The organism is Kitasatospora sp. NPDC057940 (assembly GCF_042887425.1).
In the GTDB taxonomy this organism is placed as follows: domain Bacteria; phylum Actinomycetota; class Actinomycetes; order Streptomycetales; family Streptomycetaceae; genus Kitasatospora.
The window spans coordinates 176,704-196,309 of record NZ_JBHVPH010000016.1; the positions used below are offsets into that span (position 1 = coordinate 176,704).

Annotated in this window: 18 protein-coding genes; 12 read left to right on the forward strand and 6 right to left on the reverse strand. The window is 71.5% G+C overall.

The genetic code is table 11. The features are described from left to right. The first annotated feature begins 78 nt into the window (after positions 1-78). From ACFVTF_RS23790 to ACFVTF_RS23835, 10 genes are all read left to right on the forward strand, one after another. Positions 79-531 carry a Rieske (2Fe-2S) protein gene (locus ACFVTF_RS23790; RefSeq protein WP_387816311.1) on the forward strand — a complete coding sequence of 151 codons (453 nt, stop codon included), beginning with the start codon at positions 79-81 and terminating at the stop codon, positions 529-531. A 96-nt stretch (positions 532-627) separates the two neighbouring features. After that, positions 628-2,706: an excinuclease ABC subunit UvrC gene (uvrC, locus tag ACFVTF_RS23795; RefSeq protein WP_387816313.1), complete on the forward strand. Its 2,079-nt coding sequence runs from the start codon at positions 628-630 to the stop codon at positions 2,704-2,706. A 172-nt stretch (positions 2,707-2,878) separates the two neighbouring features. Beyond that, a complete protein-coding gene (gene rapZ, locus ACFVTF_RS23800; RefSeq protein ID WP_387816332.1) occupies positions 2,879-3,709 on the forward strand; it encodes an RNase adapter RapZ in 831 nt (276 codons plus the stop codon). Between the two features lie 63 nt (positions 3,710-3,772). After that, the gene (gene yvcK, locus ACFVTF_RS23805; RefSeq protein ID WP_350885867.1) at positions 3,773-4,870 is read left to right on the forward strand and encodes a uridine diphosphate-N-acetylglucosamine-binding protein YvcK; all 1,098 of its coding nucleotides are present in this window, start codon (positions 3,773-3,775) and stop codon (positions 4,868-4,870) included. Next, positions 4,861-5,841, forward strand: a complete 981-nt coding sequence (whiA, locus tag ACFVTF_RS23810; RefSeq protein ID WP_063349505.1) for a DNA-binding protein WhiA — start codon at positions 4,861-4,863, stop codon at positions 5,839-5,841. The genes yvcK and whiA overlap by 10 nt, the downstream gene beginning before the upstream one ends. A gap of 300 nt (positions 5,842-6,141) precedes the next feature. Further along, positions 6,142-7,149, forward strand: coding sequence for a type I glyceraldehyde-3-phosphate dehydrogenase (gene gap / locus ACFVTF_RS23815; RefSeq protein ID WP_363580434.1), 1,008 nt, complete (start codon positions 6,142-6,144; stop codon positions 7,147-7,149). 151 nt (positions 7,150-7,300) lie between these two features. Further along, positions 7,301-8,503: a phosphoglycerate kinase gene (locus ACFVTF_RS23820; RefSeq protein ID WP_371519262.1), complete on the forward strand. Its 1,203-nt coding sequence runs from the start codon at positions 7,301-7,303 to the stop codon at positions 8,501-8,503. A 5-nt stretch (positions 8,504-8,508) separates the two neighbouring features. Further along, on the forward strand, positions 8,509-9,294 hold the full coding sequence (tpiA, locus tag ACFVTF_RS23825) for a triose-phosphate isomerase (RefSeq protein ID WP_371519264.1): 786 nt from the start codon (positions 8,509-8,511) through the stop codon (positions 9,292-9,294). Between the two features lie 87 nt (positions 9,295-9,381). Further along, positions 9,382-9,618, forward strand: a complete 237-nt coding sequence (gene secG, locus ACFVTF_RS23830; protein ID WP_371519267.1) for a preprotein translocase subunit SecG — start codon at positions 9,382-9,384, stop codon at positions 9,616-9,618. A gap of 205 nt (positions 9,619-9,823) precedes the next feature. Continuing rightward, positions 9,824-10,111 carry an RNA polymerase-binding protein RbpA gene (locus ACFVTF_RS23835; protein WP_063349510.1) on the forward strand — a complete coding sequence of 96 codons (288 nt, stop codon included), beginning with the start codon at positions 9,824-9,826 and terminating at the stop codon, positions 10,109-10,111. 72 nt (positions 10,112-10,183) lie between these two features. Here the strand turns inward: ACFVTF_RS23835 and pgl are convergent, their stop codons facing one another. From pgl to tkt, 5 genes are all read right to left on the reverse strand, one after another. Further along, positions 10,184-10,972, reverse strand: coding sequence for a 6-phosphogluconolactonase (gene pgl, locus ACFVTF_RS23840; RefSeq protein ID WP_363368896.1), 789 nt, complete (start codon positions 10,970-10,972; stop codon positions 10,184-10,186). Beyond that, positions 10,969-12,093 carry a glucose-6-phosphate dehydrogenase assembly protein OpcA gene (gene opcA / locus ACFVTF_RS23845; protein WP_387816317.1) on the reverse strand — a complete coding sequence of 375 codons (1,125 nt, stop codon included), beginning with the start codon at positions 12,091-12,093 and terminating at the stop codon, positions 10,969-10,971. The genes pgl and opcA overlap by 4 nt, the downstream gene beginning before the upstream one ends. Continuing rightward, positions 12,090-13,646, reverse strand: coding sequence for a glucose-6-phosphate dehydrogenase (zwf, locus tag ACFVTF_RS23850; protein WP_371522858.1), 1,557 nt, complete (start codon positions 13,644-13,646; stop codon positions 12,090-12,092). The genes opcA and zwf overlap by 4 nt, the downstream gene beginning before the upstream one ends. A 64-nt stretch (positions 13,647-13,710) precedes the next feature. Further along, complete coding sequence (gene tal / locus ACFVTF_RS23855) at positions 13,711-14,850, reverse strand: transaldolase (RefSeq protein ID WP_063349514.1); 1,140 nt, start codon at positions 14,848-14,850, stop codon at positions 13,711-13,713. A 50-nt stretch (positions 14,851-14,900) separates the two neighbouring features. Then, on the reverse strand, positions 14,901-17,000 hold the full coding sequence (tkt, locus tag ACFVTF_RS23860) for a transketolase (protein ID WP_387816319.1): 2,100 nt from the start codon (positions 16,998-17,000) through the stop codon (positions 14,901-14,903). Positions 17,001-17,464: 464 nt separating this feature from the next. On the opposite strand from tkt, the gene ACFVTF_RS23865 reads away from it, so the two are divergent. Then, positions 17,465-18,412 carry a heme o synthase gene (locus tag ACFVTF_RS23865; RefSeq protein WP_371519273.1) on the forward strand — a complete coding sequence of 316 codons (948 nt, stop codon included), beginning with the start codon at positions 17,465-17,467 and terminating at the stop codon, positions 18,410-18,412. 54 nt (positions 18,413-18,466) lie between these two features. Here the strand turns inward: ACFVTF_RS23865 and ACFVTF_RS23870 are convergent, their stop codons facing one another. Then, a complete protein-coding gene (locus ACFVTF_RS23870; protein WP_387816321.1) occupies positions 18,467-19,108 on the reverse strand; it encodes a DUF2461 domain-containing protein in 642 nt (213 codons plus the stop codon). Positions 19,109-19,180: 72 nt separating this feature from the next. On the opposite strand from ACFVTF_RS23870, the gene ACFVTF_RS23875 reads away from it, so the two are divergent. Beyond that, positions 19,181-19,519: a hypothetical protein gene (locus ACFVTF_RS23875; protein ID WP_350880471.1), complete on the forward strand. Its 339-nt coding sequence runs from the start codon at positions 19,181-19,183 to the stop codon at positions 19,517-19,519. Positions 19,520-19,606 lie beyond the last annotated feature (87 nt).

Here is a 19,606-nt window from a genome sequence, read left to right on the forward strand (position 1 = left end):
CGCCCCCGGGGCGGCGGAGCGGGTGCCGCATAGACTTCCGTGGTCCCTCGTAGGAAGCCGAACCGCAGGAGCGCACCGATGTCAGAGGCCCCCGAGACCAGCCCCGCCACCTCCCGCCGCACCGTGCTCTGCGGTGCCGCCGCCGTACTGGCGGCCGGCGGCACCGTGGCGGTCGCCGGCTGCGGTTCCTCCTCGGGCTCCTCGGGCTCCTCCGGCGCCGGCAGCGCGGCCAAGAGCCCGGTGGACCTCGGCCCGGCCTCGGCGGTGCCGGAGGGCGGCGGCAAGGTCTTCCGCAACCAGAAGATCGTCGTGACCCAGCCGACCGCGGGGGAGTACAAGGCCTTCAGCGCCGTCTGCACCCACGCCGGCTGCGTCGTCGACCAGGTGAAGAGCCAGCAGATCCAGTGCCCCTGCCACGGCAGCCGGTTCGCCATCACCGACGGCGCCGTCCAGGACGGCCCGGCCCCCCGGCCGCTGCCCGCCTACGCCGTCACGGTCGACGGCGGGAACCTCAAGGTGACCCCGAGCTGAACCAGTTGATCTCCGCCAAGTCGATCTACGCCAAGTCGATCCCCGCCCAGTTGATCTCCCCTTCGCGGCCCCGGCTCCACTCGGTACGGTGGACCCATGGCTGACCCGAGCACCTACCGCCCGGCGCCGGGCGCGATCCCGACCTCACCGGGCGTCTACAAGTTCCGTGACGCCCACGGACGGGTCATCTACGTCGGCAAGGCCAAGAGCCTGCGGCCGCGCCTGTCGTCCTACTTCCAGGACCTGGCCGGCCTGCACCCGCGCACCGCGACCATGGTCACCACCGCCGCCTCGGTGGAGTGGACGGTGGTGGCCACCGAGGTCGAGGCGCTCCAGCTGGAGTACTCCTGGATCAAGGAGTTCGACCCGCGGTTCAACGTCAAGTACCGCGACGACAAGAGCTATCCGGAACTCGCCGTCACCCTCAACGAGGAGTACCCGCGGGTCCAGGTGATGCGCGGGGCGCACAAGAAGGGCGTGCGCTACTTCGGGCCGTACGGGCACGCCTGGGCGATCCGCGAGACGGTCGACCTGCTGCTGCGCGTCTTCCCCGTCCGCACCTGCTCCAACGGCGTGTTCAAGCGCGCCCGGCAGGTCGGCCGGCCCTGCCTGCTCGGCTACATCGGCAAGTGCGCCGCGCCCTGCGTCGGCAAGGTCTCGCCGGACGAACACCGGGCGCTGGCCGAGGACTTCTGCGACTTCATGGCCGGGCGCACCGGCAACTACCTGCGCCGGCTGGAAGAGCAGATGCGGGAGGCCGCCGAGGAGATGGAGTACGAGAAGGCGGCCCGGCTGCGGGACGACATCGGCGCCCTCAAGCGCGCGATGGAGAAGAACGCCATCGTGCTCGCCGACGCCACCGACGCCGACCTGCTGGCCGTCGCCGAGGACGAACTGGAGGCCGCCGTCCAGATCTTCCACGTCCGCGGCGGCCGGGTGCGCGGCCAGCGCGGCTGGGTCACCGACAAGGTCGAGGACGTCGACACCGCCGGCCTGGTCGAGCACGCCCTCCAGCAGCTCTACGGCGCCGCCGGCGGCCCGGACGAGCGCAACGAGTCCGTGCCGCGCGAGGTGCTCGTCCCCGCGCTGCCCGAACCGGCCGGTCCGGTCCGGGACTGGCTGAGCGGCCTGCGCGGCAGCCAGGTCGACCTGCGGATCCCGCAACGCGGCGACAAGAAGGACCTGATGGCCACCGTGCAGCGCAACGCCCAGCAGGCGCTGGCACTGCACAAGACCAAGCGCGCCTCCGACCTCACCACCCGCAGCCGCGCCCTTCAGGAGATCGCCGACGCGCTGGAGCTGGACTCGGTGCCGCTGCGCATCGAGTGCTTCGACATCTCCCACCTCCAGGGCGAGGACGTGGTCGCCTCGATGGTCGTCTTCGAGGACGGCCTGGCCCGCAAGAGCGAGTACCGGCGCTTCCAGATCAAGGGCTTCGAGGGCCAGGACGACGTCCGCTCGATGCACGAGGTGATCGGCCGGCGCTTCCGCCGCTACCTCCAGGAGCGCGAGCAGACCGGCGAGTGGGTCGTCCCCGAGGCCGACGACCCGGGCGCCGCCGACGGCACCGGGGCCCCGGCCGGCCCGATCGACCCGGAGACGGGCCGCCCGCGCCGATTCGCCTACCCGCCCCAACTGCTGGTCGTCGACGGCGGCCAGCCGCAGGTCGCCGCCGCCAAGCGCGCCCTGGACGAACTCGGCATCGACGACGTCGCGCTGTGCGGCCTGGCCAAGCGGCTGGAGGAGGTCTGGCTGCCCGGCGAGGACGACCCGGTCGTGCTGCCGCGCTCCAGCGAGGGCCTCTACCTGCTCCAGCGGGTCCGGGACGAGGCCCACCGCTTCGCGATCACCTACCAGCGCAGCAAGCGTTCCAAGCGACTCACCGCCGGGGAACTGGACTCCGTCCCGGGCCTCGGCGAGACTCGCCGCCAGGCGCTGCTCAAGCACTTCGGCTCGCTGAAGAGGCTCCGGGCCGCCACCGTCGACGAACTCTGCGCCGTACCCGGCATCGGACGCCGTACGGCGGAGACTGTTGCGGCGGCGTTGTCCTCCCGTACACCCGTCGCACCAGCGGTGAACACCGCTACCGGCGAGATCATCGAGGACGGGGCCGAACCGGCCGCCGAGCCGGTGGCCGCAGCATCCCAGACCGCACCATCCCAGGAGACGCCATGACGGCCGACGCCGACCGTCAGACGGCGCGCCCAGCCCCCGCCCGCCTGTCCGGGCAGGGGAAGGGCGGCCGCGCCGTGCGCGTTCTCCCCAGCAGAAAGACCGAGAGCGGGGAACCGAAGTGACCGTGTCAGACGTGGCCGAGAACGCGCCGGAGCTGGTGATCATCTCCGGCATGTCCGGAGCCGGCCGCTCCACCGCCGCGAAGTGCCTGGAGGACCTGGGCTGGTTCGTGGTGGACAACCTGCCACCGGCCCTGATCCCGACCATGGTCGACCTGGGCGCCCGCTCCCAGGGCAACGTCGCCCGGATCGGCGTGGTCGTGGACGTCCGGGGCCGCCAGTTCTTCGACGACCTGCTCACCTCGCTCGACGAGTTGGAGAAGCGCGGCGTCCGGCTCAGCGTGGTCTTCCTGGACTCCTCCGACGACGCGCTGGTCCGCCGCTTCGAGAGCGTGCGCCGCCCGCACCCGCTGCAGGCCGACGGCCGGATCGTCGACGGCATCGCCCAGGAGCGCGACCTGCTGCGCGACCTGCGCGGCGAGGCCGACCTGGTGATCGACACCTCCAACCTCAACGTGCACCAGCTGCGCGCCAAGCTGGACGCCCAGTTCGCCGACCACGACGAGCCCGAGCTGCGCGCCACCGTGATGTCCTTCGGCTTCAAGTACGGCCTGCCGGTCGACGCCGACCTGGTGGTGGACTGCCGCTTCCTGCCCAACCCGCACTGGGTGCCCGAGCTGCGCGCCCGCACCGGCACCGACGCGGACGTCGCCGACTACGTGTTCCAGCAGCCCGGCGCCAACGAGTTCCTGGACGGCTACGCCGAGCTCCTGCGCATCATCACCGAGGGGTACCGCCGCGAGGGGAAGCGCTACATGACGCTTGCCGTAGGCTGCACCGGTGGCAAGCACCGCAGCGTCGCGATGTCCGAGCGCCTGACCAAGCGTCTCATCGCCGACGGAGTGGAGACGGTGCTCGTCCACCGTGACATGGGACGGGAGTGACCGCCGCCTCCTAGCCGGGCCGCCGGCGGGGCCGGCGGCCGCGGCGAGGAACGCGAGGTGAGTGTGGCGGGATATGTGCCCGGGCGGCAGCCGCAGAACAGGAGTGCCGACCGGGCGGGTGGCCCGGCCCGGCCGCCGGTCCCGAGCCGGCCGCGCAGCAGCCCCGCCCGGGCCAACCCGGCCCCCCGGATCACCGCGCTCGGCGGCGGCCAGGGCCTGTCCGCCTCGCTCTCCGCGCTGCGCCGGCTCACCAGCGACCTGACCGCCGTGGTCACCGTCGCCGACGACGGCGGCTCCAGCGGCCGGCTCCGCACCGAGCTGGGCGTGCTGCCCCCCGGCGACCTGCGCAAGGCGCTGGCCGCGCTGTGCGGGGACGACGACTGGGGACGCACCTGGTCCGAGGTGATCCAGCAGCGCTTCACCGGCACCGGTGAGCTGGGCGGCCACGCGGTCGGCAACCTGCTGATCGTCGCGCTCTGGGAGAAGCTCGGTGACCCGGTGGCCGCCCTGGACTGGGTCGGCCGGCTGCTGAACGTCCAGGGCCGGGTGCTGCCGATGTCGGCGGTGCCGCTGGACATCGAGGCGACCGTGCGCGGCCACGACCCGGAGCGCCCCGGCGAGCTGTCGGCCGTCCGCGGCCAGGCCAGCGTCGCGGTCACGCCCGGCACCGTGCAGTCGATCCGGCTGCTGCCGGACGGGCCGCCGGCCGTCCCGGAGGCGGTCACCGCCGTGCGGGAGGCGGACTGGGTGGTGCTCGGGCCCGGCTCCTGGTTCACCAGCGTGCTGCCGCACCTGCTGGTGCCGGAGCTGGCCAAGGCGCTCACCGAGACCCGCGCCCGCCGCCTGCTCACCCTGAACCTGGCCCCCCAGCCCGGCGAGACCGAGGGCTTCACCCCGCAGCGCCACCTGGAGGTCATCGCCGACCACGCCCCGGGCCTCGCGGTGGATGCGATCCTGGTGGACGAGCGCGCCGTCACCGGCGGCGCCTTCGGCCAGGCGGATCTGGCCGGTCTGGAGAAGGCCGCCGAGCGGATGGGCGCCGCCCTGGTCCTGGGCCGGGTGGCCCGCACGGACGGCACCCCGCGACACGACCCGGAGCTGTTGGCGGCCGCGTACGACCGGATTTTCCGGACACATGGAAGGATCGGGCCATGGCGATGACTCCAGCGGTGAAGGACGAGATCAGCCGGCTCCCGGTCACCAGGGCCTGCTGCCGCAAGGCGGAGGTGTCGGCGATCCTGCGGTTCGCGGGCGGGCTGCACATCGTGAGCGGCCGGATCGTGATCGAGGCGGAGCTGGACACCGGCGCGGCTGCGCGGCGGCTGCGCAAGGACCTGCTGGAGATCTTCGGACACTCCTCCGACCTCGTGGTGATGGCCCCCGGCGGACTGCGGCGCGGCAGCCGCTTCGTCGTCCGGGTGGTCAAGGACGGCGAACTGCTCGCGCGCCAGACGGGCCTCGTGGACGGCCGGGGCCGGCCGATCCGGGGGCTGCCCCCGGCAGTCGTCTCCGGGGCCACCTGCGACGCCGAGGCGGCCTGGCGCGGGGCCTTCCTGGCGCACGGCTCGCTCACCGAGCCGGGCCGCTCCTCCTCGCTGGAGATCACCTGCCCCGGCTCCGAGGCCGCCCTCGCCCTGGTCGGCGCGGCCCGCCGTCTCGGCATCCCGGCCAAGGCCCGCGAGGTGCGCGGCGTGGACCGGGTGGTGATCCGCGACGGCGACGCGATCGGCGCGCTGCTGACCCGGCTCGGCGCGCACGAGTCGGTGCTCGCCTGGGAGGAGCGCCGGATGCGGCGCGAGGTCCGGGCCACCGCCAACCGCCTGGCCAACTTCGACGACGCCAACCTGCGCCGCTCGGCCCGCGCCGCGGTGGCGGCCGGCGCCCGGGTGGCGCGGGCGCTGGAGATCCTCGGCGAGGAGGTGCCCGAGCACCTGGCCGCGGCCGGCCAGCTGCGGATGCAGCACAAGCAGGCCTCGCTGGAGGAGCTGGGCGCGCTCGCCGACCCGCCGCTGACCAAGGACGCGGTGGCCGGCCGGATCCGCCGCCTGCTGGCGATGGCGGACAAGCGCGCCTCCGAGCTCGGCCTGCCGAGCACCGAGGCCAACCTCACCGACGAGATGGCGATGAACTGACCGCCGCACCGAGTGGCTGTTCCGCGGCCGGTGTCCGGATTCCGGGCACCGGCCGCCGCCGTGTCCGGAGGCGATACCCGGACGCGCCCGGTGTGTGCAAATTGGTAGAGACCACTGACCAGGGCCAACTGCCCTGACGACCAAGGACGGTCGGCCTGATTTCGCGCCACGCCAGGTCGTCGCACGTGGCGCGATGTGCCCTCCCAGGCCTGGGAGGGGTAGGGTCATAGGCGGTCGGGGACTTCCCAAATCTCACCCCCGTCGGCTTAGCTCCGGCGTACCTAACGAGGAGATCGGTTCGTGACGATCCGGGTAGGCATCAACGGATTCGGCCGCATCGGCCGCAACTTCTTCCGCGCGGTCAAGGCGCAGGGCGCGGACATCGAGATCGTCGGTGTCAACGACCTCACTGACACGAAGACCCTGGCTCACCTGCTCAAGTACGACACCACCCTGGGCACCTTCCCGGGCGAGGTCTCGCACACCGAGGACAGCATCACCGTCGACGGCAAGACCTTCCAGGTCAGCGCCGAGCGTGACCCCGCCAACCTGCCGTGGGCCGCCCTGGGCGCCGACATCGTCGTCGAGTCCACCGGCATCTTCACCAAGGCCGAGGCCGCGAAGAAGCACCTCACCGCCGGCGCCAAGAAGGTCATCATCTCGGCGCCCGCGAGCGACGAGGACGTCACCATCGTCCTGGGCGTCAACGAGGACAAGTACGACGCCGCCAACCACTCGATCATCTCCAACGCCTCCTGCACCACCAACTGCGTGGCGCCGATGGCCAAGGTGCTGCACGAGAACTTCGGCATCGTCAAGGGCCTGATGACGACCGTCCACGCGTTCACCAACGACCAGGTGACCCTGGACTTCCCGCACAAGGACCTGCGCCGCGCCCGTGCCGCGTCGCAGAACATCATCCCGACCTCGACCGGTGCCGCCAAGGCGACCGCCCTGGTCCTGCCGGAGCTGAAGGGCAAGCTGGACGGCACCTCGCTGCGCGTCCCGGTCCCGACCGGCTCCATCACCGACCTGGTCGTCACCCTGGAGCGCGAGGTGACCAAGGACGAGGTCAACGCCGCCTTCCAGAAGGCCTCGCAGGAGGGCCCGCTCAAGGGCATCCTGACCTACACCGAGGACCCGATCGTCTCCTCGGACATCGTCAACGACCCGGCCTCCTGCATCTTCGACTCCCAGCTCACCATGGTCCAGGGCAACCAGGTCAAGGTGCTCGGCTGGTACGACAACGAGTGGGGCTACTCGAACCGCCTCGTCAACCTGACCTCCCTCGTCGGCGGCCAGCTCTGACGCAGCGGGAGCTGACGTGATGTAGGGGCGAGGGCCCGGCTGGCGCACTGTGCCGACCGGGCCCTCGCTCTGCGCACCAGGACTTTCCCAGGCGGCCCCTGCGCCGTGCCGCCTCTGCGCATCAACCATCTCCCCAGGAGAGCCAATCCCCGTGAAGACCATCGAAGACCTCGACGTCGCCGGCAAGCGCGTGTTCGTCCGTGCCGACCTGAACGTCCCGTTGGACGGCACCACGATCACCGACGACGGCCGGATCCGTGCCGTCGCCCCGACCATCGCCAAGCTCGTCGAGCGCGGCGCCCGGGTCGTCGTCGCCTCCCACCTCGGCCGCCCGAAGGGTGCGCCGGACCCGAAGTTCTCGCTGGCCCCGGCGGCCGTGCGCCTCGGCGAGATCCTCGGCAAGAACGTCGCCTTCGCCACCGACACCGTGGGCGAGAGCGCCGAGTCCACCGTGGCCGCGCTGGGCGACGGCGAGGTCGCGCTGCTGGAGAACCTGCGCTTCAACGCCGGCGAGACCAGCAAGGACGACGCCGAGCGCAAGGCCTTCGCCGAGCAGCTGGCCGCCCTCGCGGACCTGTACGTCGGCGACGGCTTCGGTGCCGTGCACCGCAAGCACGCCTCGGTCTACGACCTGCCCGCCCTGCTGCCGCACGCGGCCGGTGACCTGATCGCCACCGAGGTCGGTGTGCTCAAGAAGCTCACCGAGGAGGTCGCGCGCCCGTACGTGGTCGTGCTCGGCGGCGCCAAGGTCTCCGACAAGCTCGGCGTGATCGACAACCTGCTGAAGAAGGCCGACCGGATCCTCATCGGCGGCGGCATGGCGTACACCTTCCTCAAGGCCAAGGGCCACGAGGTCGGCATCTCGCTGCTGCAGGAGGACCAGATCCCGGTCGTCCTGGACTACCTGAAGCGTGCCGAGGAGACGGGCGTCGAGTTCGTCCTGCCGGTGGACGTCCTGGTGTCGGCGGACTTCCCCGACCTCAAGACCAAGGCCCCGGCCAACCCCTCGCTCGTCGCCGCGGACGCGATCCCGGCCGACCAGGAGGGCCTGGACATCGGCCCGAAGACCCGCGAGCTGTACGCGGCGAAGCTGGCCGACGCGGGCACCGTGTTCTGGAACGGCCCGATGGGCGTCTTCGAGCACCCGGACTACGCGAACGGCACCAAGGCCGTGGCCCAGGCGCTGCTGGACAGCGACGCGTTCACCGTGGTCGGTGGCGGCGACTCCGCCGCGGCCGTCCGCATCCTGGGCTTCGACGAGAACGCATTCGGACACATCTCGACCGGCGGTGGCGCCAGCCTCGAGTACCTGGAGGGCAAGACCCTCCCCGGTCTCGCCGCCCTGGAAGGCTGAAAGCAATGACTGAGCGTCTCCCGCTGATGGCGGGCAACTGGAAGATGAACCTCAACCACCTTGAGGCCATCCAGCACACCCAGAAGCTGGCCTTCGCGCTGGCCGACAAGGACTACGAGGCCGTCGAGGTCGCCGTCCTGGTGCCGTTCACCGACCTGCGTTCGGTGCAGACCCTGGTCGACGGCGACAAGCTGAAGATCAAGTACGGCTCGCAGGACATCTCGCAGCACGACTCCGGTGCCTACACCGGCGAGGTCTCCGGCCCGATGCTGGCCAAGCTGAAGTGCACCTTCGCGGTGATCGGCCACTCGGAGCGCCGCCAGTACCACGGCGAGGACGAGGCGATCGTCAACGCCAAGGTCAAGGCCGCCTACCGGGCCGGGATCACCCCGATCCTGTGCATCGGCGAGCCGCTGGACGTCCGCAAGGCCGGCACCCACGTCGAGCACACCCTCGCGCAGCTGGACGGCGCCCTGGCGGACATTCCGGCCCACCAGGCCGAGTCCATCGTGGTCGCCTACGAGCCGGTCTGGGCGATCGGCACCGGCGAGGTGGCCACCCCGGAGGACGCGCAGGAGGTCTGCGCCGCCATCCGCAAGCGGATCGCCGAGCTGTACGACGCCGAGCTGGCCGGCAAGGTCCGTGTGCTGTACGGCGGTTCGGTGAAGTCGTCGAGCGCGGCCGGCCTGATGGCCAAGCCCGACATCGACGGCGGCCTGATCGGCGGTGCCTCGCTGGACGCCGACGAGTTCGTCAAGATCGTGCGCTACCGTGAGCAGGCAGTAGGCTAACGCCGCTGCAGCAACGTAGGCTTTGGGGCCGGACCGCCGTCAGCGGTCCGGCCCCGTCGCCGAAGATACGAGAGAGTTGGTCCCGTCGTGGTTCTCGGGTTCTCGATTGCCCTGATCATCTTCAGTCTGCTGATGATCCTGCTGGTGCTGCTGCACAAGGGGAAGGGCGGCGGCCTGTCGGACATGTTCGGTGGCGGCGCGATGTCCACCGGCGGCGGCTCGGCGGTGGCCGAGCGCAACCTGGACCGCATCACGATCGTGGTCGGTGTCGCCTGGTTCGCCTGCATCATCGTGCTGGGCCTGGTGCTGAAGTACAAGAGCTGACGTAACCCTGACGCCCCGTCGCCCGAGCGCCTATCCTGGGACGGTCGGGGGCGGAGGCGATGGCGGTGGACGCTTAACTCCTGCTTACACTAGGACGACTTTCGCCACCGACGCGCACCGCGGAGGGTCGGCGCACCAGCACGCAGGGAGTCAGACCGTGGCAAGTGGCAACGCCATCCGTGGCAGCAGGGTCGGAGCGGGCCCGATGGGCGAGGCGGAGCGCGGCGAGTCCGCTCCGCGCAACCGGATCACCTTCTGGTGTGCCAACAAGCACGAGACCCGGCCGAGCTTCGCCGCCGAGGCCGTCATCCCGGACACCTGGGACTGCCCGCGGTGCGGTTTCCCGGCCGGACAGGACGAGCACAACCCGCCCGCGCCCTCGCGCAACGAGCCGTACAAGACCCACCTCGCCTACGTCCGCGAGCGGCGCACCGACGCCGACGGCGAGGCGATCCTCGCCGAGGCGCTGGCCAAGCTGCGCGGCGAGATCTGACCCGGACGACAGACAGACAGCGAAGGGCGCCACCGTCGAGGACGGTGGCGCCCTTGTGCGTTGCCGGGCCCGTTACGCCGAGGCCGGCGGGTACAGCTGGGGCGGGATCTGCTCCGCCGCGGCCCGGTCCAGCAGCCACAGGGTGCGGCTGCGGCCGTACGCGCCGGAGGCGGGCGCCTGGAGCTCGCCGGGGCCGGACAGGGCCATCGCGACCGCGTCCGCCTTGTCCGCGCCGGCCGCCAGCAGCCAGACCTCGCGGGCCGCCCGGATCGCCGGGAGGGTGAGCGAGACCCGGGTCGGCGGGGGCTTGGGGGCCCCGCGCACGCCGATCACGGTCAGCTCGGTCTCCCGCACGCCCGGGTGCTCGGGGAAGAGCGAGGCGACGTGGGTGTCCGGGCCGACGCCGAGCAGCAGCACGTCGAAGGCCGGGACGCCGAGCCGGTCACCCGGGCCGGAGGCCTTCGCCAGCTCCTCCGCGTAGCGGGCGGCGGCCGCTTCCACGTCCGATCCGTCCGCGCCGTCCGAGGCGGGCATCTCGTGCACCCGCGCCGGGTCGAGCGGGACGGAGTCCAGCAGTTCGGCGCGGGCCTGGACGGCGTTGCGGTCCGGGTCCCCGGCGGGGACGAAGCGCTCGTCGCCCCACCAGAGGTCCAGCCGCGCCCAGTCGACCGCGTCGCGCGCCGGGGAGGCGGCGATCGCGGCCAGCAGGGCGTTGCCGTTGCGTCCGCCCGTGAGCACCACCGAGGCGGTGCCGCGGGCGGCCTGGGCGTCCACGATCCGGGTGATCAGCCGGGCCGCGGCCGCTTGGGCCATCAGCTCCTTGTCCCGGTGGACGACCAGCTGCGGGGTCGCGTTGGTCATGCGCTCCCCTTGGCGGCGCGCTTGGCGGGCTTCCTGGCGGGAGCCTTCTCGGCGGCCTCGGCCTCGGCCACGTCCTCGGACGCGGTCTCGGCCTCGGACGCGGCCTTGGCGGTCACCCTGGCGGGGTTGGCCACCGCGGCCTCGGTGACCGCCGCGCGGGCGACCCGCTCGGCCGCCGCCGTCTCGGCGGTGTCCGGCTCGCGCAGCCGGTCGACGGGCGTGCGCACGGCCGTCGCGTAGATGTCGTCCGGGTCGAGCCGGCGCAGTTCCTCGGCGATCAGCTCCGAGGTCTCGCGCCGCTTGAGCGCCACCTGGCGGTCCGGGGAGCCGACCATGGAGAGCGTGCCCATCAGGCCGTCCGGGCGGTCCAGGGTGATGTCCCCGTCCTTGGTGCGCAGGTGCACCGCGGTGATGCCGGGGCCGCCGGTGACGATCCGCTCGACCGGCACGTGCAGCCGGTTGTGCAGCCAGAGGCCGAGCAGCTCGACGCTGGGGTTGTAGGACTCGCCCTCGACCACCGCGGAGGTGATCGTGACCGGCCGCTGGTCCAGCGCGGCGGCCAGCATCGAGCGCCAGCCGGTGATTCGGGTCCAGGCCAGGTCGGTGTCGCCCGGGGTGTAGCTCTGGGCCCGCTGGGCGAGCTGGCCGACCGGGGACTCGGCGGTGACGGCGTCGGTGATCCGGCGCTGGGCGAGCGCGCCCAGCGGGTCCTGCGCCGGGTGCAGCGGCGCGTTGTCGGGCCACCAGACGACGACCGGGGCGTCCGGGAGCAGCAGCGGCAGGACCACCGACTGGGCGTGCGCGGCGAGTTCGCCGTGCATGCGCAGGATGACCGTCTCTCCCGAGCCGGCGTCGGTGCCGACCAGGATCTCGGCGTCCAGCCGGGTCTCGGCGCGGGCCCGGGGCGAGCGCCCGGCGCGCTTGATCACCGCGAGGGTGCGCGAGGGGTGCTCGCGGGAGGCGTCGTTGGCGGCCTTGAGGGCGTCGTACGCGCTGCCCTCGTCGGTCACGATCACCAGGGTGAGCACCATGCCGGCGGCGGTGGAGCCACTGGCCCGGCGCGCCTCCATCAGCGCGGCGTTGATCTTGCTGGACGTCGTGTTGGTGAGGTCGATCTTCATGGCCGGCGCCAGCTCCTGCCGTCTCGTGCGAGCATCTCGTCCGCCTCGGCCGGGCCCCACGTCCCCGCGGAGTACTGGGCGGGCTTGCCGTGGGTGTCCCAGTACTTCTCGATCGGGTCGAGGATCTGCCAGGAGAGCTCGACCTCCTGGTGACGCGGGAACAGGTTGGCGTCGCCGAGCAGCACGTCGAGGATGAGCCGCTCGTACGCCTCCGGGCTGGACTCGGTGAAGGACTCGCCGTAGGCGAAGTCCATCGTGACGTCCCGGACCTCGAAGGAGGTGCCCGGCACCTTGGAGCCGAACCGCACCGTCACGCCCTCGTCCGGCTGGACCCGGATGACCAGGGCGTTCTGCCCCAGCTCCTCGGTCGCGTAGGAGTCGAACGGCAGGTACGGGGCGCGCTGGAAGACCACCGCGATCTCGGTGACCCGGCGGCCCAGCCGCTTGCCGGTGCGCAGGTAGAACGGGACGCCCGCCCAGCGGCGGTTGTTGATCTCCAGCTTGATCGCCGCGTAGGTGTCGGTCTTGGAGTCCGGGTCGATGCCGTCCTCGTCCAGGTATCCGACCACCTCCTCGCCGCCCTGCCAGCCGGCCGCGTACTGGCCGCGCACGGTGTGCCGGCCGAGGTCGGCCGGGAGCTTGACGGCGCTGAGCACCTTGAGCTTCTCGGCCACCAGCGCCTTCGGGTGGAAGGACGCCGGCTCCTCGATGGCGGTGAGCGCCATCAGCTGGAGCAGGTGGTTCTGGATGACGTCGCGGGCGGAGCCGATGCCGTCGTAGTAGCCGGCCCGGCCGCCGATGCCGATGTCCTCGGCCATGGTGATCTGCACGTGGTCGACGTACGACCGGTTCCAGATCGGCTCGAACATCTGGTTGGCGAAGCGCAGCGCCAGGATGTTCTGGACCGTCTCCTTGCCCAGGTAGTGGTCGATCCGGAAGACCTCGTCCCGGGGGAAGACCTCGTGGACGATCCGGTTCAGTTCCTGGGCGCTCCCCAGGTCGTGGCCGAAGGGCTTCTCGATGACCGCGCGGCGCCAGGAGCCCTGCGGGGGGTCGGCCAGGCCGTGCTTCTTGAGCTGCTGGACGACGGTCGGGAAGAACTTCGGCGGGACGGACAGGTAGAAGGCGAAGTTGCCGCCGGTGCCCTGCGCCTTGTCCAGCTCGTCGATGGTCTCGCGGAGCTTGTCGAAGGCGTCGTCGTCGTCGAAGGTGCCGTGGACGAAGCGCATGCCCTTGGCGAGTTGCTGCCAGACCTCCTCCCGGAACGGGGTGCGGGCGTGGTCCTTGACCGCGTCGTGGACCTCCTTGGCGAAGTCCTCGTCGTCCCACTCGCGCCGGGCGAAGCCGACGAGAGAGAAGCCCGGCGGCAGCAGACCGCGGTTGGCCAGGTCGTAGATGGCCGGCATGAGCTTCTTGCGGGACAGGTCGCCGGTGACTCCGAAGATGACCAGACCGGACGGCCCCGCGATGCGCGGGAGCCGTCGGTCGGCCGGGTCACGAAGCGGGTTGACGGGGGCCGGCGGGAGATCGTCCGCGTCCGACTCCGACGTCAACTCGGGGAAATCAGTGCTCACTTGGTGTGCTCCGCTTTCGTGCGCTGGCTGTGTGAGCGAACGGTCACTTCTCGCCGGCGAAGGAGGCGAGCGAGGCGGTGACGGTGTCGAGCAGCTCGTTCCAGGACTGCTCGAACTTCTCCACGCCCTCGTCCTCCAGGACCTGGACCACGTCGTCGTAGTCCACGCCGGCGGCGGCGATGGCGTCCATCACGGCCTTGGCGTCGGCGTAGTTGGGGACGATGGTGCCGCCGGTGACCACGCCGTGGTCGGCGGTGGCCTCCAGGGTGGCCTCGGGCATGGTGTTGACCGTGCCGGGGGCGACCAGCTCGGTGACGTACAGGGTGTCCGGCAGGGCCGGGTCCTTGACACCGGTGGAGGCCCACAGCGGGCGCTGCGGCTTGGCGCCGGCGGCCTCCAGCGAGCGCCAGCGGGCGCTGCCGGCGGACTTGCCGTCGACCGAGCCGAAGACCTCCTCGTACGCCTGGTAGGCGAGGCGGGCGTTGGCCAGGGCGGCCTTGGAGCGCAGGTCCCGGGCGTCGCCGCCGATCTTCTCCAGGCGCTTGTCGATCTCGGTGTCCACGCGGGAGACGAAGAAGGAGGCGACCGACTCGATCTGGGAGAGGTCCAGGCCCTTGGCCTTGGCGGCCTCCAGACCGGTCAGGTAGGCGTCGATGACGGCCTTGTAGCGCTCCAGCGAGAAGATCAGCGTGACGTTGACGCTGATGCCCCGGCCGATCACCTCGGCGATCGCGGGCAGGCCGGCCTTGGTGGCGGGGATCTTGATGAAGACGTTCGGGCGGTCGACCAGCCACCACAGCTGCTTGGCCTCGGCCACGGTGGCCGCGGTCTCGTGGGCCAGGCGCGGGTCGACCTCGATGGAGACCCGGCCGTCGCGGCCGTTGGAGGCGTCGTAGACCGGGCGCAGCACGTCGGCCGCGTCGCGCACGTCCGAGGTGGTGATCATGCGGACGGCCTCGTCGGTGGTGACCTTGCGGACGGCGAGGTCGCGCAGCTGGCCGTCGTAGGAGTCGTCGCCGCCGCCGATGGCCTTCTGGAAGATGGTCGGGTTGGTGGTCACGCCCACCACGTGCTTGTTCTGCACCAGCTCGGCGAGGTTGCCGGTGTTCAGCCGCTTGCGGCTGAGGTCGTCCAGCCAGATCGCCACGCCTTCGTCGCTGAGGCGCTTCAGTGCGTCAGTCATGGTGCTTCAGTCCTTTTTTGTTCTGCTTCGTGGGGTAGTCAGAGGGGGCGTCAGCGGTTGACGGCCTCAAGGGAACGGAGGGCGTTGTGGGCCTCGGCCACCACGCGCTCGGCGGTCAGGCCGAACTCCTCGAAGAGCACCTTGTAGTCGGCGGAGGCGCCGAAGTGCTCCAGCGAGACGATCCGGCCGTGGTCGCCGACCAGCTCGCGCCAGCCCTGGCCGATGCCGGCCTCGACCGACACCCGGGCCTTGACCGACGGCGGCAGCACGCTGTCACGGTAGGCCTGGTCCTGCTCCTGGAACCACTCGAAGGACGGCACCGAGACCACCCGGGTGGCGATGCCCTCGGCCTCCAGCACCTCGCGGGCCTGGACGGCCAGCTGGACCTCGGAGCCGGTGCCCAGCAGGATCACCTGCGGGTCGCCGCTGGAGGCCTCGGCCAGGATGTAGCCGCCCTTCGCGGTGCCCTCGGCGGAGCCGAAGACCTCGCGGTCGAAGGTCGGGACGTTCTGGCGGGTGAGCGCCAGGCCGACCGGGCCGGGGTGGGTGGTCTGGCGCTCGATGACGGTGCGCCAGGCGACGGCCGTCTCGTTGGCGTCGGCCGGGCGGACCATGGCCAGGCCCGGGATGGCGCGCAGCGAGGCCATGTGCTCGACCGGCTGGTGGGTCGGGCCGTCCTCGCCGAGGCCGATCGAGTCGTGCGTCCAGACGTAGGTGACCGGCAGCTTCATCAGCGCGGCCAGGCGCACGGCCGGGCGCATGTAGTCGGCGAAGACCAGGAAGGTGCCGCCGTACACGCGGGTCTTGCCGTGCAGCGCGATGCCGTTCATGGTCGAGCCCATGGCATGCTCGCGGATGCCGAAGTGGATCGTCCGGCCGTACGGGCTGGCGCTCTTCAGCGGGTTGCCCTCGGGGAGGAACGAGCTGTCCTCGTCGATGGTGGTGAGGTTGGACTCGGCGAGGTCGGCCGAGCCGCCCCACAGCTCCGGGATGACCGCGCCGATCGCCTTGAGGGTCTCGCCGGAGGCCTTGCGGGTGGCGACGTCCTTGCCGGCCGGGAAGACCGGGACGGTCTTCTTCCAGCCCTCGGGCAGCTCGCCGGCCTGGATGCGGTCGAACTCGGCGGCGCGCTGCGGGTCGGCGGCGCGCCAGGCCTCCAGGGCCTGGTTCCACTCGGCGTGGGCGGCCTTGCCGCGCTTGATGACCTCGCGGGCGTGCTCGATCACCTTGTCGGAGACCTCGAAGGTCTTCTCCGGGTCGAAGCCCAGGACCTTCTTGGTGGCGGCGATCTCGGCGGCGCCGAGCGCGGAGCCGTGCGCCTTGGCGGTGTTCTGGGCGTCCGGGGCCGGCCAGGCGATGATCGTGCGCATCGCGATGATCGACGGACGGGTGGTCTCGGCCTTGGCCGCGGCCAGCGCGTCGGCCAGGACGGCCACGTCGATGTCGCCGTTGTCCTTCGGGGCGACCCGCTGGACGTGCCAGCCGTACGCCTCGTAGCGCTTGAGGACGTCCTCGGAGAAGGCGGTCTCGGTGTCGCCCTCGATCGAGATGTGGTTGTCGTCGTACAGGGCGACCAGGTTGCCCAGCTTCTGGTGACCGGCCAGCGAGGAGGCCTCGGCGGAGATGCCCTCCTCCAGGTCGCCGTCGGAGACGATGGCCCAGATGGTGTGGTCGAAGGGGGACTCGCCGGCGGCGGCGTCCGGGTCGAACAGGCCGCGCTCGTAGCGGGCGGCCATCGCCATGCCCACCGCGTTGGCGATGCCCTGGCCGAGCGGGCCGGTGGTGGTCTCCACGCCCGCGGTGTGGCCGTGCTCCGGGTGGCCCGGAGTGCGGCTGCCCGCGACGCGGAAGGCCTTGAGGTCGTCCAGCTCCAGGCCGTAGCCCGACAGGTACAGCTGGGTGTAGAGGGTCAGGCTCGTGTGCCCGGGGGACAGCACGAACCGGTCGCGGCCGACCCACGACGGGTCGGTCGGGTCGTGGCGCAGGAAACGCTGGAAGATCAGGTACGCCGCGGGGGCCAGCGACATGGCCGTCCCGGGGTGTCCGTTGCCGACCTTCTGGACGGCGTCCATGGCCAGGACCCGCGCTGTGTCAACCGTGCGCTCGTCCAGTTCGGACCACTCGAATGCGTTCGTCGGCGTCGTGCTCACCCTGTCTCAGGGCTCCTTCCGTTGTGAAGAGTGACCCCGTGAAAGGGGACCGGGTCGGCCACGGCGCTGTGGTCTCGACGCTGGGTGGTGCCGGTCACGGAGGGTAGATCCCGCTTCTGCGTGCGAGCCTACCGTCCGGCCCGGGGCTCACCCTCCGTGCTGGGACAACCAGGAAATCCGGATGGTGATTCCCACCAGGGCGGTCTGCCTGATTTTGTCCCAGGCTCTCCTGTTTTACGGCACCCTGCCGCTCCGGTGGTCAGGACGGGTTGCGGCGGCGCGCCGGAACGGCTTCGTGGCTTCACCCGGTCGGTTCACCCGGGGGTGTGCCAATCGGCCTCGCCGGGGGACCCCGGAGCCGGATGGGATATATGGAGCGTCTAAGGTGGCGTGGTACGCGCAGAGCGGACGATTTGGGACCCTTCGTTCCTGTGGACGCCTGCGAGGATTCATCTTCAGTTGGGGTGTTAGTGACCGCCGTCGAAACCCGTCCCGCCGGGGTCACCGGGGCGACTCCTGCGCACCGGCCCATCGGGGCCCGTGTCGGCGCCTTCGTCGCACTGACCAAGCCACGGATCATCGAACTGCTGCTGATGAGCACGGTGCCGGTGATGTTCCTCGCCCAGCAGGGCGTTCCGAACATGCTGCTGGTGCTGAAGGTCGTGGTCGGCGGCTACCTCTCGGCGGGCGGCGCCAACGCCCTCAACATGTACATCGACCGCGACATCGACGCGGTGATGTCCCGCACCGAGCGCCGGCCGATCGTCACCGGGATGGTGTCGCCGCGCGAGGCGCTGGTGTTCGGCATCGCCCTCGCGGTCGTCTCGACGCTGCTGCTGGGCTTCGGAGTCAACTGGCTCTCCTCCGGACTGGCGCTCGGCGCGCTGCTGTTCTACGTGTTCGTCTACACGCTGGGGCTCAAGCGGCGCACCTCGCAGAACATCGTCTGGGGCGGCATCGCCGGCTGCATGCCGGTGCTGATCGGCTGGTCCTCCGTCACCAACTCGGTGTCCTGGGCGGCGGTCGCGCTGTTCCTGGTGGTGTTCTTCTGGACGCCGCCGCACACCTGGGTGCTCTCGATGAAGGTGCGCGAGGACTACGAGCGGGCCGGCGTGCCGATGCTTCCGGTGGTCAAGGGCAACGTCGCCGTCGGCAAGCAGGTCGTCGCCTACTCCTGGGTGATGGTGGCGACCTCGCTGGCGGTGTGGCCGCTGGGGCACATGAGCTGGCTGTACCCCGTCACCGCGGTGCTGCTCGGCGGCTTCTGGCTGCGCGAGGCGCACGCGCTGTACGGCCGGGCCAAGGCCGGCGTGGTGGGCGCGAAGCTGAAGGAGATGCGGCTGTTCCACTGGTCGATCACCTACCTGTCGCTGCTGTTCGTGGTGTGCGCGATCGACCCGTTCGTGAAGTAGGCCCCGCCAGACGTCGAAGAGCCCCGGTCCGGTGGACCGGGGCTCTTCGCGTTCTCACCGGGCCGGCAGCTCGGACGGGCCGACGTGGTCGTCCAGCCAGTCCCGGAGCGGCTGGGAGGCGCGCAGGAAGGCGGTGATCCGGGTCCGGGCGCCGCGGGTGCCGAGCCACTTCGCGGGCTCCCACTCCTGCCAGGCGACCAGGCCCTTGTGGCGCAGCAGCTCGATCCTCGGGTGGTCCTTGGGGAAGCCGCGCGGAGCGGTCCTGAGGGAGCTCCGGCCGTGCACCCTGGGGCCGTCCTGCTCCACCGCGGCGATCACCCGCTCCAGTTCGGCGCCGCCGACATCCTCGGCGACGGCGGCGCGGTAGCGGTCCAGCTGGTCGGGGGCGAGCTGGTACATCCCGTTGCCGCAGGCCAGGCCGTCGGCGGAGAGCTGGACGTAGCCGCCGCTCTCCAGATGGGCGCCGATGTGCGTCTTGTACGGGGACTTGTCGGCGCTGAACCGGACGTCGCGGTTGGGGCGGAAGATCCTCCCGGGCCCGAACTCCGGCTCCAGCTCGGCGAGCAGCAGCTCCATCGGGGCCCGTACGGCGTCGTCGTACTGCTCCTTGTGGGCCTGCCAGAAGGTCTTGGAATTGTCGGCTTCGAGGTGCTCGTAGAAGTCGAGCGCCTCGGCCGGCCAGCCGGAGAAGGTCACGCCTCCAGTATGTGGCCCGGTGCACAGGGCGCTCCCGTCGCCAGCTCGACTACCGGTGGGTAGCATGCGGGCATGAGCAGCGCAGAGACCGCCACCGCCACCGCGCCGGACGCCCGTACCGAGCGCCGCGCCAAGCGCATCGCCAAGCACCTCAGCAGCTTCGCCCGCCAGCACGGGGGCGGCGCCGACGCGGTCGTCGAGTACGTCGGCGCCGTGGCCACCCGGATCGTGGTGGTCGGCGCGGACGGCGCCTGGGGCGACCAGGTGGCCCCGAGCTACGCCGTCGGCCGCCGCGCCGCCGAACTGGCCGGGCTGACCCTGCACGACGACTTCGAGGGCGAGCTGGCCCTCAAGGTGAAGACCGGCCCGTACGAGTGGAAGCGCATGGCCGGCATCCAGCTCGGCGGCTGATCGCTTCGGCGCCCACGGCTACGGCCCGGTCCCCCTCCGAAGGGGGACCGGGCCGTAGCGGTGGGCTCAACGGGGTAGCTCCCGGAC

What these genes read in the sequence shown, in the direction of transcription:
- uvrC (WP_387816313.1), top strand. Translation starts at nt 628, where the DNA reads ATGGCTGACCCGAGCACCTACCGCCCGGCGCCGGGCGCGATCCCGACC.
- tal (WP_063349514.1), bottom strand. Translation starts at nt 14,850, where the DNA reads ATGACTGACGCACTGAAGCGCCTCAGCGACGAAGGCGTGGCGATCTGG.
- opcA (WP_387816317.1), bottom strand. Translation starts at nt 12,093, where the DNA reads ATGAAGATCGACCTCACCAACACGACGTCCAGCAAGATCAACGCCGCG.
- ACFVTF_RS23875 (WP_350880471.1), top strand. Translation starts at nt 19,181, where the DNA reads ATGAGCAGCGCAGAGACCGCCACCGCCACCGCGCCGGACGCCCGTACC.
- rapZ (WP_387816332.1), top strand. Translation starts at nt 2,879, where the DNA reads ATGTCCGGAGCCGGCCGCTCCACCGCCGCGAAGTGCCTGGAGGACCTG.
- whiA (WP_063349505.1), top strand. Translation starts at nt 4,861, where the DNA reads ATGGCGATGACTCCAGCGGTGAAGGACGAGATCAGCCGGCTCCCGGTC.
- pgl (WP_363368896.1), bottom strand. Translation starts at nt 10,972, where the DNA reads ATGACCAACGCGACCCCGCAGCTGGTCGTCCACCGGGACAAGGAGCTG.
- tpiA (WP_371519264.1), top strand. Translation starts at nt 8,509, where the DNA reads ATGACTGAGCGTCTCCCGCTGATGGCGGGCAACTGGAAGATGAACCTC.
- ACFVTF_RS23790 (WP_387816311.1), top strand. Translation starts at nt 79, where the DNA reads ATGTCAGAGGCCCCCGAGACCAGCCCCGCCACCTCCCGCCGCACCGTG.
- ACFVTF_RS23835 (WP_063349510.1), top strand. Translation starts at nt 9,824, where the DNA reads ATGGGCGAGGCGGAGCGCGGCGAGTCCGCTCCGCGCAACCGGATCACC.